Raw genomic sequence first — 14,704 nt, forward strand, 5'->3', positions numbered from 1 at the left:
GGTGCTCACTCGCGCGCGCCCGCTCCCCGGACTTCTGCCGATCCACGGAAAAGAGACCCTGACCATGTCCTGGCTGTCCAGATTCAGCCTCGCGCAACGGGCGCTGATCGGACTGATGTCGATCATCGCGCTCGTCTTCGGGGCGATCGCGATACCCCAGCTCAAACAGCAGCTGCTGCCGACCATCGAACTGCCCATGGTGTCCGTGATCGCCCCCTACCAGGGCGCGTCCCCGGACGTGGTGGAGAAGCAGGTCGTCGAACCCATCGAGGACAGTCTGGAGGCCGTCGACGGCATCTCCGGCGTCACCTCGACGGCGAGCGAGGGCAATGCCGTGATCATGGCGTCCTTCGACTACGGCAACGGCACCCAGCAGCTCGTCGCCGACGTCCAGCAGGCCGTCAACCGGGCCGGCGCCCGCCTTCCGGACGACGTCGACCCGCAGGTCGTCGCCGGCTCCACGGACGACATCCCGGCCGTGGTGCTCGCCGTCACCTCCGGCAGGGACCAGCAGGCGCTCGCCGACCAGCTCGACCGGACCGTGGTGCCCGCGCTGGAGGGCATCGACGGCGTCGGCCAGGTCACCGTGGACGGCGTGCGCGACGTCCAGGTCACCGTCACCCCCGACTCCGCGAAGCTGACGAAGGCCGGTCTCACCGCCCAGTCGCTCTCCGAGGCCCTCCAGGCCGGCGGGGCGACCGTCCCGGCGGGCTCCTTCGACGAGGGCGGAGCCAACCGCACCGTCCAGGTCGGCGGCGGCTTCACCTCGGTCGAGCAGATCGAGGACCTGATGGTCACCGGCGCGACTGGCAAGGGCAAGCCGGTCCGCCTCGGGGACGTCGCCACGGTGAAGGAGGAGGAGGCCAGGGCCGACTCCCTCACCCGGACCAACGGCAAGCCCAGCCTCGCCGTGATGGTGACCATGGACCACGACGGCAGCGCGGTCGCCATCTCGGAGGCGGTCGAGGAGAAGCTGCCGGACCTGCGCGAGGACCTCGGTGAGGGCGCCACCCTCACCGTCGTCAGCGACCAGGGACCGGCGGTCTCCAAGGCCATCGAGGGCCTGACCACCGAGGGCACGCTCGGTCTGCTCTTCGCCGTCCTGGTGATCCTGGTCTTCCTGGCGTCGGTCCGCTCGACCCTCGTCACGGCGGTCTCCATCCCGCTGTCCGTGGTCCTCGCCCTGATCGTGCTGTGGACGCGCGACCTGTCGCTGAACATGCTGACGCTGGGCGCGCTGACCATCGCCATCGGCCGGGTCGTGGACGACTCGATCGTGGTCCTGGAGAACATCAAGCGGCACCTCGGCTACGGCGAGGAGCGCCAGTCGGCGATCATGAACGCGGTGCGCGAGGTGGCGGGCGCGGTGACGTCCTCGACGCTCACCACGGTCGCCGTGTTCCTGCCGATCGGCCTGGTCGGCGGCATGGTGGGCGAGCTGTTCGGCTCCTTCAGCCTCACCGTCACGGCAGCGCTGCTGGCGTCCCTGCTGGTGTCACTGACGGTCGTGCCCGTCCTGTCGTACTGGTTCCTGCGGCCCCCGAAGGGCACCCCCGAGGACGCCGAGGAGGCGCGCCGCCTCGCGGAGGAGAAGGAGGCGAGGAGCCGCCTCCAGCGCCTCTACGTCCCCGTGCTGCGTTTCGCCACCCGGCGCAGACTGACCAGCGTGGCCATCGCGCTCGTCGTCCTGGTCGCGACCTTCGCCATGGCGCCGCTGCTGAAGACCAACTTCTTCGACGCGGGCGAGCAGCAGGTCCTCACCGTCCGGCAGGAGCTGAAGCCCGGCACCAGCCTGGCCGCGACCGACGCCCAGGCGGAGAAGGTCGAGAAGCTGCTCGGCGACACCGAGGGCGTCAAGGACTACCAGGTGACGATCGGCTCGTCCGGCTGGATGGCGGCCTTCGGCGGCGGTACGGACACCAACCAGGCGACATACCAGGTGATGCTGGAGGACGACGCCTCCTCCGAGGACGTGACGGACCGCCTGGAGAAGGGCCTCGGCGGGCTCGACGGCACCGGCACCACCACCATCGCGGCCGGTGACGGCTTCGGCAGCCAGGAGCTGAGCGTCGTCGTCAAGGCGGCCGACGCGCAGGCGCTGCGCAAGGCGGCGGACCAGGTCCGGGACGCGGTGGCCTCCCTGGACGACGTCACGGACGTCACCAGCGACCTGGCGCAGAGCGTGCCCCGTGTCTCGGTGAAGGCCAACGACAAGGCCGCCGCGGCCGGTTTCAACGACCAGATCCTCGGCGCGGCCGTCGCGCAGGCGGTGAGGGGCACCCCGGTCGCCAAGGCGGTCCTCGAGGACACCGAGCGCGACGTGGTCATCCGCTCGGCCGAGTCGGCCACCACCCTGGAGGAGCTGAGGAACCTGCCCCTGGGCCCGGTGAAGCTGGGTGACGTCGCCACCGTCGAGGTGGTGGACGGCCCCGTCTCCATGACCCGGATCGACGGCCAGCGCTCGGCCACCGTCACCGCGAAGCCGACCGGTGACAACACCGGCGCCGTGGGCACGGAACTGCAGAAGAAGATCGACGGACTGACGCTGCCCGCGGGCGCGACGGCGGAGATCGGCGGCGTGACCGAGGACCAGGACGAGGCGTTCGCCAACCTGGCCCTGGCGATGCTGGCCGCGATCGCGATCGTCTTCATGCTGCTGGTCGGCACCTTCCGGTCGCTCGTCCAGCCGCTGATCCTGCTGGTGTCCATCCCGTTCGCGGCGACCGGCGCCCTCGGCCTGCTGCTGGTCACCGGCACCCCGATGGGCGTCCCGGCGATGATCGGCATGCTGATGCTGATCGGCATCGTGGTCACCAACGCGATCGTGCTGATCGACCTGATCAACCAGTACCGCAGGCAGGGCCACGGTGTCGTCGAGGCCGTGCTGGAGGGCGGGCGCCACCGTCTGCGGCCGATCCTGATGACGGCCCTGGCGACCATCTTCGCCCTGCTCCCGATGGCGCTGGGCATCACCGGCGAGGGCGGCTTCATCGCCCAGCCGCTGGCCGTGGTGGTGATCGGCGGTCTGATCACGTCGACCCTGCTCACCCTGCTGCTGGTCCCGACGCTCTACACGATGCTGGAGCTCCGCAAGGAGCGCCGCGCGAAGAGGCGGGCGGCGAAGAGGGACGCGGCGGCGCAGGCGGAGGCCTCGAAGGAGCCCGCCCCGGCGCAGGCCTGACGTCCTGGGACGACGGAGGCCCCCGCCCGGCACCGGAAGGTGACCGGGCGGGGGCCTCCGCCACGCCGTGCCCCGCGGGGACGGCCCGTCTACGGAAGGGCCAGCATCCGCTCCAGCGCCAGCTTCGCGAACGCCTCCGTCTCCCGGTCCACCTCGATGCGGTTGACCAGGTTGCCCTCGGCGAGCGATTCCAGCGCCCACACCAGGTGCGGGAGGTCGATGCGGTTCATGGTGGAGCAGAAGCAGACCGTCTTGTCGAGGAAGACGACCTCCTTGCCCTCGGGCGCGAAACGGTTCGCCAGACGCCGTACGAGGTTGAGCTCGGTGCCGACGGCCCACTTGGAGCCGGCCGGGGCCGCCTCCAGCGTCCTGATGATGTACTCCGTCGAGCCGACGTGGTCCGCGGCGGCCACGACCTCGTGCCTGCACTCGGGGTGCACCAGGACGTTCACGCCGGGGATGCGCTCGCGCACGTCCTCGACCGAGTCCAGGCTGAACCGGCCGTGCACCGAGCAGTGGCCGCGCCACAGGATCATCTTCGCGGCGCGCAGCTCGTCCGCCGTCAGCCCGCCGTTCGGCTTGTGCGGGTTGTAGACGACGCAGTCCTCCAGGGACATCCCCATGTCCCGCACGGCCGTGTTGCGGCCCAGGTGCTGGTCGGGGAGGAAGAGGACCTTCGTCGCCGAGGGCTCCCCCTGCCCGAAGGCCCAGTCCAAAGCCCGCCTGGCGTTGGAGGACGTGCAGATGGTGCCGCCGTGCTTGCCCGTGAAGGCCTTGATGTCGGCGGAGGAGTTCATGTAGGAGACGGGGACGACCTGCTCGGCCACCCCGGCCTCGGTCAGCACGTCCCAGCACTCGGCCACCTGCTCGGCGGTGGCCATGTCTGCCATGGAGCAGCCGGCCGCGAGGTCGGGCAGGACCACCTTCTGGTCGTCGCCGGTGAGGATGTCCGCGGACTCGGCCATGAAGTGCACACCGCAGAAGACGATGTACTCGGCCTGCGGGCGCGCGGCGGCGTCGCGGGCCAGCTTGAAGGAGTCGCCCGTGACGTCGGCGAACTGGATGACCTCGTCGCGCTGGTAGTGGTGGCCGAGCACGAAGACCTTGTCCCCGAGCTTCTCCTTGGCGGCGCGGGCGCGCTCCACCAGGTCCGGGTCGGACGGCGACGGGAGGTCGCCGGGACACTCCACACCGCGCTCGCTCCTCGGGTCGGCCTCGCGGCCGAGCAGCAGCAGGGCGAGGGGCGTCGGCTGGACGTCGAGCTCCTGGGTCTGGGCGGTGGTCACGACACGCACCCTTTCTGTTCTGGCGACTTCTCGTCGAAATGACGCTATCTATCATAGTCGGTTCACGTCACTTTGACGACGGTCATAGCGTCCGTGTGACGTGAATCCCGATGGGCGCCGAACCCTCCCCGGCGGGGCCCCGCACGAGCCGGTTTCCGCTCCGCACCGCGTGTGCGAGCATGAGGAGGAAGGCGAGGAAGACACGCGCCCGGCCCGGAATGAATCCGCGGTCCCGCCGGTTGCAACCGTCGGCAAGCAGTCTCCGTACAACCCGGGAGAGATGTAGATGTCCGTATCGGACGAGACCACCACCGTCACCGACGGCATCGTCCTGACCGACGCCGCCGCGTCCAAGGTCAAGGCCCTGCTTGACCAGGAAGGCCGTGACGACCTCGCCCTGCGCGTCGCCGTCCAGCCCGGCGGCTGCTCCGGCCTGCGCTACCAGCTCTTCTTCGACGAGCGTTCGCTCGACGGCGACGTGGAGAAGGACTTCGGCGGTGTGAAGGTCGTTACCGACCGCATGAGCGCCCCGTACCTGGGCGGCGCCACCATCGACTTCGTCGACACGATCGAGAAGCAGGGCTTCACGATCGACAACCCCAACGCCACCGGCTCCTGCGCCTGCGGCGACTCCTTCAGCTGAGCCGGGTCCCGTCCCGGGCGGCACATGACGAAGGCGGCGGTCCCCTCCGACGGGGCCGCCGCCTTCGTGTCTCCGCGCGTCCGGACTACCGGGTGGGCGGCGCCGGCAGCCGGGCCCCGTCCTTGTGCAGCGGGACCGGCTCGCCGTCCGTTCCCACGACCTCGCGGTCGCCGAGCGGCGCGTCGAGTTGGACCGTCTGCTGGTACTGCTTGGCGATCAGGATGCACACCTTGTCCGGCCAGGGCGTCTCGGTCACCCGCACCGTCACCCGGTCGCCGTCCGCACGCGCCGTCGCCTCGTAGTCGGCGCACACGCCGCCCGTGAAGGTCACGGTCAGCTCGGCGCCCTCGGCGGTGTAGCCCTCGACGCCGACCTCGCGGGTGGACGGCGCCGCGGCCGGTTCGTCACCGGGCTGCGTGGGCCGCGGGCTCGCCTCCCCGGACCCCGTCCGCGGAGCGAGGAACCCCGGGGCGACCGCCGGATACGTCACCGTGAAGGTCCCCTCCGTGCCCCGGGGGCGCACCTCGAACAGCCAGGACGGTACGAGGACCGGCCGCCCGTCCACGGAGTGCGGGGCCAGCCCGAGCACCGCGTCACCGACCGTGACGGTGTCGCCCTTCGGCTCCGTCGCCGGAGCGCACGACTCCCGCTGCCCGTCCTTCAGCGGTACGGGACCGGCGCAGCCGCCGGTCCCCGCGCCCGGGCCGCCGTCCGGCACCGCGTTCATCAGCTCCAGCGCGTCGGCCGCGCTCACCACGGGGTAGGCGTCCCCCTTCACGGGTTCCGCGAGCCGGCCGCTGCCGCCGACCACCTCGCCCCTGGCGCCGACGACCACACCGGTCGTCCAGCCGTACGTCGGCAGCCCGCCGACCTGGGGATCGGCGTTCACCGTTCGCCCGCCGCCCGTGACCTGGCTCGCGTCGAGCTTCGCGTCGTCCTGGCCCACCGCCTTCAGCACGGGCGCGGCGGCCCTCTTCGCGGCCGACTCGTCCACGACCGGGCCGCCCGCGGCCGGAGCCGAACACGTCGCGCCCTTGCAGTTGTCGGTGCCCGGGGTGTTCCGGCTGAACGTCCAGGCGCCGGGACCCTCCCGGTCCACCCGCAGCGTGGGCCCGGAACCGTCCTTGCCGCCGATCCGCCAGGACCCGCCCTCCGCGACCGGCTCGCCCTCCAGTCCCAGGGCCCTCGCCAGCGCGACCACCCGGTCCTCGGTGACCTGCCCCCGGACGCGGTACACCGGCGCCGAACCGGGGCCGTCCGGGAGCGGGCCGTCGGCGCGGTAGACGGTGCCGTAGGGGTTGGGCTCGCCGGGGGCGATCCCGTTCGCGGCGTCCCCGGAGCGGCCGTCCAGGGCGAGCGGCGGGGGAGAGGCGTCACCGTTCGCCCCCGGAGCCGCACCGGCCCCGGAACCACCGACGGCGCCGACGGCGAGGTAGGCCCCGCCGCCCCCGACCAGCAGCACGGCGGCGGCGACGGAGGCGATCAGCAGGGGCGGACGCCGCCGCCCAGCCGCCGGGCCGTCGGCACGGTGCTCCCCGACGGCCGTCCCACCCGCCCCGGACCCCGGTTCGTCCCTCGGGTCCTCCCCGGCCCCGGTCCCCCCGGCGGGGGGACCGGCGTCCGCCCCGGACTCCGGGACACCGGTTCCGGAGGCGTCGGCGACGGCCCTGCCGGGACCGGCTCCGGACGCGCCGGCGACCGGCCGTGCCGTACCCGGCCCCCCGTCGCGGTCCGAAGCGCCCCCGGTGTCGCGTGTGCCGCCGGGAGCGGGGCGCGCCTCGGCGTCGTCGTTGTCGGGTCGCTCGGTGTTCACCGCATCGCTCCTTCGGCTGCACAACTGTCCCGGGAAGACCCTTCCCGGACGCACCGGGACTGCTCGCGGGTCGTATCCCGCATCCCCTTTACGGGGGACAGCGATGGGACGCGGCGGGGGAGCGCGCGGTTCCCGCGGGCGCCGCGCCGGCCGGCGCCGGTTCAGTCGCCGTACTCCGACATCGCGTCCAGCAGCCGCGCCGACCCGGGCGGCACGGTCACGCCGTGGATCGAGGACGGGGGGACCGGCCGGGCGGCCACCCGGTCGGGGACCCCCCAGTGGGGGGCCATCCGGGCGCAGTCGCCGCGCAGCGACGCCAGGCCGCCTTCGAGGTCCGCCGGGGCGGGGGCGTGGACCCTGGGGTTCGTCATGTCGGCACCGTACGCACGTCGAAGGTCACGAAGAAAGATCTACTATCGGGTAGTTTCGCCCGCTTCTACGGGCCCCTCCCAACGGGTAGCGTGGGGTGTCAACCCGCCTCCCTCAGGAGAATCCACGCCGTGCGCATCGCAGTCACCGGCTCCATCGCCACCGACCACCTCATGACCTTCCCCGGGCGCTTCGCCGACCAGTTCGTCGCGGACCAGCTGCACACGGTCTCGCTGTCCTTCCTGGTCGACAACCTCGACGTGCGCAGGGGCGGCGTGGGCGCGAACATCGCCTTCGGGATGGGCCAGCTCGGCACCCGCCCGATCCTCGTCGGAGCCGCCGGCTTCGACTTCGACGAGTACCGGGCCTGGCTGGACCGGCACGGCGTCGACACCGAGTCCGTCCGCATCTCCGACACCCTGCACACCGCCCGCTTCGTGTGCACCACGGACGCCGACCACAACCAGATCGGCTCCTTCTACACGGGCGCGATGAGCGAGGCCCGCCTCATCGAGCTGAAGACCGTCGCCGACCGCGTGGGCGGCCTCGACCTGGTCTCCATCGGCGCCGACGACCCGGAGGGCATGCTCCGGCACACCGAGGAGTGCCGCTCCCGGGGCATCCCGTTCGCCGCCGACTTCTCCCAGCAGATCGCCCGGATGAACGGCGAGGAGATCCGGATACTGCTGGACGGGGCGACCTACCTCTTCTCCAACGAGTACGAGAAGGGGCTCATCGAGACGAAGACCGGCTGGAGCGACGCGGAGATCCTCGGCCGGGTCGGTCACCGTGTCACCACCCTCGGCGCGCAAGGCGTCCGCATCGAGCAGGCCGGTGGGGGGACGATCGAGGTCGGGTGTCCCGACGAGGAGCGCAAGGCCGATCCGACGGGCGTCGGCGACGCCTTCCGCGCGGGGTTCCTGTCGGGGCTGGCGTGGGGGGTCTCGCTGGAGCGGGCGGCGCAGGTGGGCTGCATGCTGGCGACGCTCGTCATCGAGACGGTCGGCACCCAGGAGTACCAGCTGCGCCGGGGGCACTTCATGGAGCGCTTCACGAAGGCGTACGGGGACGAGGCGGCGGAGGAAGTCCGGGTGCACCTGAGCTGAGACCACCGGGGGCGGGCGGGGAGCCGGTCGCACCCGTGCGGGCGCACGGCCCCGCGCCCCTCGGGCGGGTCAGCCGGTCCGGCGGACCACGTAGGCCGTTCCCCGGTCCGCCGGTTCCTCGCCCACGTACTCCTGGCCGCGCATCTCGCACCAGGCGGGGATGTCCAGGCGGGCGGCCTCGTCGTCGGCCAGGACGCGGACCGTGCCGCCCGGGGGGACGCCGTCGATGACCCTGGCCAGCTCGATGACCGGGATCGGGCAGCGACGGCCCAGGGCGTCCACCACCAGGGCCTCGTTCTTCTCCTCCGTCGGGACGGGGCCGGCGGCCACCGGCGCGCCGAGCTTCTCCCGAACCCCCGACACCACCTCCGGCAGGACGGACAGGAAGCGCTCGACGTCCTCCTCCCGCGTCCCGGTCGGCAGCGAGAGGCGGATGTTGCCCTCGCTGAGCACGCCCATCGCCTTCAGCACATGACTCGGCGTCAGCGTGCCGCTCGTGCAGGACGACCCGGACGACACGGAGAAACCGGCCCGGTCCAGCTCGTGCAGCAGCGTCTCCCCGTCGACGTAGAGACAGGAGAAGGTGACGGTCCCGGGCAGCCGCCGCTGCGGGTCCCCGACCACCTCCACGTCCGGCACCAGCCGCGGCACCCGCGCCCGGATCCGCTCCGTCAGTTCCCGCAGCCGTACCGCCTCCTCGGCGGCCTCCGCCCGCACCGCCCGCAGCGAAGCCGCCGCCGCCACGATCGCCGGCAGGTTCTCGAACCCGGCAGCCCGCCCCGACTCCCGTTCGTCCCGCGGCCCCTGGGGTGCGAAGCGCACCCCTTTGCGTACGACGAGCAGCCCGGCCCCCGGCGGACCGCCCCACTTGTGGGCGCTCGCCGCGAGCAGCGACCAGTCGCCCTCCACCGGCCCCCACCCCAGCGACTGGGCCGCGTCCACCAGCAGCGGCACCCCCGCCGCCCGGCACACCTCGGCGACCCCGGCCACCGGCTGCACGGTCCCCACCTCGTGGTTGGCCGACTGCAGACAGGCCAGCGCGGTGTCCGGCCGCAGGGCGTCCGCGTACCCGGCAGGGCTCACCGCACCCGTACGGTCCACGGCGACCTCGGTGACCGCCCCTCCGCCGGCCCGGTGAACTTCCGCCGCGTGGAGTACCGAGGAGTGTTCGACGGCTGACACGATCAGGTGATGGCCCGTACGCCGCCGCCCGGCCAGCGCCCCCGCGATCCCCGAGTGCACCGCCGAGGTCCCGGACGAGGTGAACACCAGCTCGTCCGCCCGGCACCCCACCGCCTCCGCGGCCGCCTCCCGCGCCGCGTCCAGCAGCAGCCGCGCCCGCCGGCCCTCCCGGTACAACCGCGCCGGATCCGCCCACCCCTCGTCGAGAGAGGCCGTCAGGGCCTGCCGGGCGACGGGATGGAGAGGAGCACCGGAAGCGGCATCGAAGTAGGGCACACGGCAACGCTAAACCCCCTGGAGGCGCGGGGCCGTCCTCTCCTGTGCGGCTCGGCCGGGCGGGCGCGGCCGACCACGGCGCAGCGGCAGCCGCGAGACGGCCCGCACCCCGGGTGGTGAGGCGCTCGGTGTAACCCGCGGCGCGTACGGCACCCCTCCTCGCGACCCCTCGGAGAGCGTCGGCTAGGGTTTGGTCCGCATAAACATCCAAACCCCTGCCCGACGCAGGGCGGCGACCGACCAGCGAGAAGGCAGGCCGCAGCCAATCCGCGCGGGCGAGACTCTCGGGAAGGCGCTACGTGAGTCCCAACGGCTCCGACCGCTCGCCGCGGCGCCCGATGCGGCGGAAGCTGCTGCAGGCACTGACCGCGGGCCTGGTCCTGGCGACCGCCACCGGTTGCACATGGGAGGACTTCCCCCGCCTTGGTATGCCCACCCCCACCACGGAAGAGGCTCCGCGGATCCTCTCGCTGTGGCAGGGGTCCTGGGCTGCCGCGCTCGCTATCGGCGTGCTGGTGTGGGGCCTGATCCTGTGGAGTGCTTTCTTCCACCGGCGCAGCCGCACCAAGGTGGAGGTCCCTCCGCAGACCCGGTACAACATGCCCATCGAGGCGCTGTACACGGTGGTTCCGCTCATCATCGTCTCGGTGTTCTTCTACTTCACCGCGCGCGACGAATCCGAACTGCTGAAGCTCCAGGAGAAGCCCGACGTCACCGTCAACGTGGTCGGCTTCCAGTGGAGCTGGTGCTTCAACTACGTCGAGAACGTCGAGGGTTCCACGGGCGACGCCAAGACGTCCAAGGAGCTCGAGTCGGTTCCGGAACGCTACAAGAAAGCCTTCCCGGACGACGCCGGCGGTGTCTACGACTGCGGTGTCCCCGGCACCCGGAACCCGCAGACCAACAACCCGGGCCCCACCCTGTGGCTGCCCGAGGGCAAGCGGGTCCGCTTCGTGCTGACCTCGCGCGACGTCATCCACTCCTTCTGGGTGGTGCCGTTCCTGATGAAGCAGGACGTCATCCCGGGCCACCCCAACGCCTTCGAGGTGACCCCCAACCGTGAGGGCACCTTCCTGGGCAAGTGCGCCGAGCTCTGCGGCGTCGACCACTCCCGGATGCTGTTCAACGTGAAGGTCGTCTCCCCCGAGCGTTACGAGCAGCACCTGAAGGACCTCGTGAAGAAGGGGCAGACCGGTTACATGCCCGCTGGCATCTCCCAGACGGAGCACGAGAGGAACCGGGAGGCGAACATCCTGTGAGCATTCTCAACGAATCCCAGGGTGCCGCGGCAGCAGGCTCCTCCTACGAGGACGAGCTGCCGGTCAGGCGCCAGAGCCGTGGTGACGTCATCGTCAAGTGGCTGACGACCACGGACCACAAGACGATCGGCACGCTGTACCTGGTGACGTCCTTCGTCTTCTTCGTCATCGGTGGCGTGATGGCCCTGGTGATGCGCGCCGAGCTGGCCCGGCCGGGTCTGCAGATCGTCTCGAACGAACAGTTCAACCAGGCGTTCACGATGCACGGCACGATCATGCTGCTGATGTTCGCGACGCCGCTGTTCGCCGGTTTCGCGAACTGGATCATGCCGCTGCAGATCGGCGCGCCCGACGTGGCGTTCCCGCGGCTGAACATGTTCGCCTACTGGCTGTACCTGTTCGGCTCGCTGATCGCGGTGGGCGGTTTCCTCACCCCGGACGGGGCGGCCGACTTCGGCTGGTTCGCCTACTCGCCGCTGTCGGACGCGGTCCGCTCGCCGGGCATCGGCGCCGACATGTGGATCATGGGCCTGGCCTTCTCGGGCTTCGGCACCATCCTCGGCTCGGTCAACTTCATCACCACCATCATCTGCATGCGCGCGCCCGGCATGACGATGTTCCGCATGCCGATCTTCACCTGGAACGTGCTGCTGACCGGTGTGCTGGTCCTGCTCGCCTTCCCGGTACTGGCGGCCGCGCTGTTCGCCCTGGAGGCGGACCGCAAGTTCGGCAGCCACATCTTCGACTCGGCCAACGGCGGGGCGCTGCTGTGGCAGCACCTGTTCTGGTTCTTCGGCCATCCCGAGGTGTACATCATCGCGCTGCCGTTCTTCGGCATCGTCTCCGAGGTCATCCCGGTCTTCTCCCGCAAGCCGATGTTCGGCTACATGGGCCTGATCGGCGCCACCATCGCCATCGCCGGCCTCTCGGTGACCGTGTGGGCGCACCACATGTACGTCACCGGCGGTGTGCTGCTGCCGTTCTTCTCCTTCATGACGTTCCTGATCGCGGTCCCGACCGGGGTGAAGTTCTTCAACTGGATCGGCACCATGTGGAAGGGCAGTCTCTCCTTCGAGACCCCGATGCTGTGGACGCTGGGCTTCCTGATCACCTTCGTCTTCGGTGGTCTGACCGGTGTCATCCTGGCCTCGCCGCCGCTGGACTTCCACGTCTCGGACAGCTACTTCGTGGTGGCGCACTTCCACTACGTGGTGTTCGGCACGGTCGTCTTCGCGATGTTCGCCGGCTTCCACTTCTGGTGGCCGAAGTTCACCGGCAAGATGCTCGACGAGCGCCTCGGCAAGATCACCTTCTGGACGCTGTTCGTCGGCTTCCACGGCACCTTCCTCGTCCAGCACTGGCTGGGTGTCGAGGGCATGCCGCGCCGGTACGCGGACTACCTGGCCGCGGACGGTTTCACCGCGCTGAACACGGTCTCCACGATCGCCTCGTTCCTGCTCGGCGCGTCGATGCTGCCGTTCTTCTACAACGTCTGGAGGACGGCCAAGTACGGCAAGCCGGTCACCGTCGACGACCCGTGGGGCTACGGCCGCTCCCTGGAGTGGGCGACCTCCTGCCCGCCGCCGCGGCACAACTTCCTCACCCTGCCGAAGATCCGCAGCGAGTCCCCGGCGTTCGACCTGCACCACCCGGAGATCGCCGCACTCGACGAACTCGAGAACGCCGGTCACGGTGAGAAGGCCCTCTCCGGCAGCAAGGAGGCCGGCAAGTGAAGATCCAGGGCAAGATGTTCATCTGGCTGAGCTTCTTCTTCCTCATCATGGCCGGGGTCTACGGCGCATGGGCGAGGGAGCCGGTCGGCACCACCGCCCTCCTCCTGACCTTCGGCCTGAGCATCATGATCGGCTTCTACCTGGGCTTCACGGCCCGGCGGGTCGACGTGGGCGCGCAGGACGACAAGGAGGCGGACGTCGCCGACGACGCCGGCGAGGTCGGGTTCTTCAGCCCGCACAGCTGGCAGCCGCTCGCCCTGGCCGTGGGCGGCGCCCTGGCCTTCATGAGTGTCGCGATCGGCTGGTGGCTGATGTACTTCTCGGCGCCGCTGCTCCTGATCGGCATCTGGGGCTGGGTCTTCGAGTACTACCGCGGTGAGAACCGCACCCAGTGACAAGGGCGTCCCTCCCGAGGGGCCCGGACACTCCACCAGGAGGGTCCGGGCCCCTCGTCGTCTCACTCGTTCGGGCCGTCCGGTGAGCCGAGGGGGACGCGGCTTCCTAGCGTGGGGCCATGAGTCGCATCGAGTCCCCTCGTGGCGCGGGCGCCGGGCGGAGCCGCGTCGTCGGCCGCGTGCTGCTGGTGATCGCCCTCGGCGCGGGCGTCACGGGCTGTTCCTCCGACGGCGACCCGCTGTCCACGGAGCCCTACGACGCGGCGGACCGGATCTCCTTCGGCGGATCCGTGGAGGAGGGCGGGGAGGCCGACCCCGACAAGCCCCTGGAGGTCGTCGCCGAGGACGCCGACGGGCGCATCACGGACGTCACCGCCGTGGACGCCTCGGGACGCCATGTGGCGGGCGAACTGGCCGCCGACGGCAGCCGTTGGCACAGCACCTCCCCGCTGGCCGCCCGTACCCGGTACACGGTCCGGGTGAGCACCGAGGACGAGGACGGGGCGCCCGGCCGCAGCGTCCTCGCCTTCACCACCGGCGGACCCACTCCCAGCGAGCGCCTGGCCGTCGCCTTCGGCCCCGGGGCGGGCACGTACGGCGTGGGCCAGCCCCTCACCGCCGAGCTGAGCGCCCCCGTCAAGGACCGCGCCCGGCGGGCCGTCGTGGAGCGCGCCCTGACGGTCGAGTCCACCCCCGCCGTGTCCGGCAGCTGGCACTGGGTGGACGACAGGAAGCTGCACTACCGCCCCCGTGACTACTGGCCCGCCCACGCCACCGTCAGCGTGCACAGCGCCCTGGAGGGCATCAAGGTCGACGACCGGCTGCGGGGCGGCAGGTCCGAGCCCCTGACGATCCGCACCGGCGACCGGGTGATAGCCGTCACCGACGCCGCCGAGCACCGGCTGACGGTCTACAAGAACGACGAGGAGATCAAGCAGATCCCCGTCACCACCGGCAAGCCCGGCTTCGAGACCCGCAACGGCGTCAAGGTCGTGCTCGCCAAGGAACGCCTCGTACGTATGCGCAGCACCACCGTCGGCATCGCCGAGGGCTCGACGGAGTCGTACGACCTGGACGTCCAGTTCGCCACCCGGGTGACCTGGAGCGGCGAGTACCTGCACGCCGCCCCCTGGTCCGTCGACTCCCAGGGCCACGAGAACGTCAGCCACGGCTGTGTCGGCATGAGCCCCGAGGACGCGGAGTGGTTCTTCGGCACCGTCCGTGAGGGCGACGTCGTCAAGGTCGAGAACTCGGCCGGCGACACGATGGAACCCTTCGGCAACGGCTACGGCGACTGGAACCTCGACTGGGCCGAGTGGCAGGCGGGCAGCGCCCTGACCCCCGGCACCCCCCGGAATCCGGCCGAACGGGCCCGCACGAGGCCCCAGCCCGTGTGAACGCCCCCGGTCAGCGCCCTCAGGGGCGCGGGGCTGTCACACGTGCGGCTCCGCCGCGTGGGCG

11 protein-coding genes are annotated in these 14,704 nt (G+C 71.3%); 7 read left to right on the top strand and 4 right to left on the bottom strand.

The window, feature by feature from the left end:
- Positions 1–64 precede the first annotated feature (64 nt).
- Complete coding sequence (locus KYY02_RS06950) at positions 65–3,181, top strand: efflux RND transporter permease subunit (RefSeq protein ID WP_371236606.1); 3,117 nt, start codon at positions 65–67, stop codon at positions 3,179–3,181.
- 89 nt (positions 3,182–3,270) lie between these two features.
- Here KYY02_RS06950 and nadA read toward each other — a convergent pair whose 3' ends face one another.
- Positions 3,271–4,467, bottom strand: a complete 1,197-nt coding sequence (nadA, locus tag KYY02_RS06955) for a quinolinate synthase NadA (protein WP_371236607.1) — start codon at positions 4,465–4,467, stop codon at positions 3,271–3,273.
- 286 nt (positions 4,468–4,753) lie between these two features.
- On the opposite strand from nadA, the gene KYY02_RS06960 reads away from it, so the two are divergent.
- Complete coding sequence (locus KYY02_RS06960) at positions 4,754–5,110, top strand: HesB/IscA family protein (RefSeq protein ID WP_111002424.1); 357 nt, start codon at positions 4,754–4,756, stop codon at positions 5,108–5,110.
- Positions 5,111–5,195: 85 nt separating this feature from the next.
- Here the strand turns inward: KYY02_RS06960 and KYY02_RS06965 are convergent, their stop codons facing one another.
- A complete protein-coding gene (locus KYY02_RS06965; protein ID WP_371236609.1) occupies positions 5,196–6,923 on the bottom strand; it encodes a hypothetical protein in 1,728 nt (575 codons plus the stop codon).
- Positions 6,924–7,084: 161 nt separating this feature from the next.
- On the bottom strand, positions 7,085–7,294 hold the full coding sequence (locus KYY02_RS06970) for a hypothetical protein (RefSeq protein WP_371236610.1): 210 nt from the start codon (positions 7,292–7,294) through the stop codon (positions 7,085–7,087).
- Positions 7,295–7,423: 129 nt separating this feature from the next.
- Here KYY02_RS06970 and KYY02_RS06975 point away from each other — a divergent pair, with 129 nt between their 5' ends.
- The gene (locus KYY02_RS06975; protein WP_371236612.1) at positions 7,424–8,398 is read left to right on the top strand and encodes a carbohydrate kinase family protein; all 975 of its coding nucleotides are present in this window, start codon (positions 7,424–7,426) and stop codon (positions 8,396–8,398) included.
- A 69-nt stretch (positions 8,399–8,467) separates the two neighbouring features.
- Here KYY02_RS06975 and KYY02_RS06980 read toward each other — a convergent pair whose 3' ends face one another.
- Positions 8,468–9,856, bottom strand: coding sequence for a cysteine desulfurase/sulfurtransferase TusA family protein (locus KYY02_RS06980; RefSeq protein ID WP_371236614.1), 1,389 nt, complete (start codon positions 9,854–9,856; stop codon positions 8,468–8,470).
- 299 nt (positions 9,857–10,155) lie between these two features.
- Here KYY02_RS06980 and ctaC point away from each other — a divergent pair, with 299 nt between their 5' ends.
- The 4 genes from ctaC to KYY02_RS07000 all read left to right on the top strand — a co-directional run bounded on the left by ctaC (position 10,156) and on the right by KYY02_RS07000 (position 14,640).
- Positions 10,156–11,115, top strand: a complete 960-nt coding sequence (ctaC, locus tag KYY02_RS06985; protein ID WP_371236615.1) for an aa3-type cytochrome oxidase subunit II — start codon at positions 10,156–10,158, stop codon at positions 11,113–11,115.
- Complete coding sequence (ctaD, locus tag KYY02_RS06990; protein ID WP_371236616.1) at positions 11,112–12,848, top strand: aa3-type cytochrome oxidase subunit I; 1,737 nt, start codon at positions 11,112–11,114, stop codon at positions 12,846–12,848. The genes ctaC and ctaD overlap by 4 nt, the downstream gene beginning before the upstream one ends.
- A complete protein-coding gene (locus KYY02_RS06995) occupies positions 12,845–13,243 on the top strand; it encodes a cytochrome c oxidase subunit 4 (RefSeq protein WP_371236618.1) in 399 nt (132 codons plus the stop codon). The genes ctaD and KYY02_RS06995 overlap by 4 nt, the downstream gene beginning before the upstream one ends.
- Before the next feature lie 119 nt (positions 13,244–13,362).
- Positions 13,363–14,640: a L,D-transpeptidase gene (locus KYY02_RS07000; protein WP_371236619.1), complete on the top strand. Its 1,278-nt coding sequence runs from the start codon at positions 13,363–13,365 to the stop codon at positions 14,638–14,640.
- The last annotated feature ends 64 nt before the right edge of the window (positions 14,641–14,704 follow it).

Source organism: Streptomyces pimonensis (assembly GCF_041380215.1).
Classification (GTDB): Bacteria; Actinomycetota; Actinomycetes; order Streptomycetales; family Streptomycetaceae; genus Streptomyces; species Streptomyces pimonensis.

Excerpts from the sequence above, each read along its gene's own strand:
- KYY02_RS06950 (WP_371236606.1), top strand. The coding sequence starts at position 65 with ATGTCCTGGCTGTCCAGATTCAGCCTCGCGCAACGGGCGCTGATCGGA.
- KYY02_RS06960 (WP_111002424.1), top strand. The coding sequence starts at position 4,754 with ATGTCCGTATCGGACGAGACCACCACCGTCACCGACGGCATCGTCCTG.
- KYY02_RS06970 (WP_371236610.1), bottom strand. The coding sequence starts at position 7,294 with ATGACGAACCCCAGGGTCCACGCCCCCGCCCCGGCGGACCTCGAAGGC.
- KYY02_RS07000 (WP_371236619.1), top strand. The coding sequence starts at position 13,363 with ATGAGTCGCATCGAGTCCCCTCGTGGCGCGGGCGCCGGGCGGAGCCGC.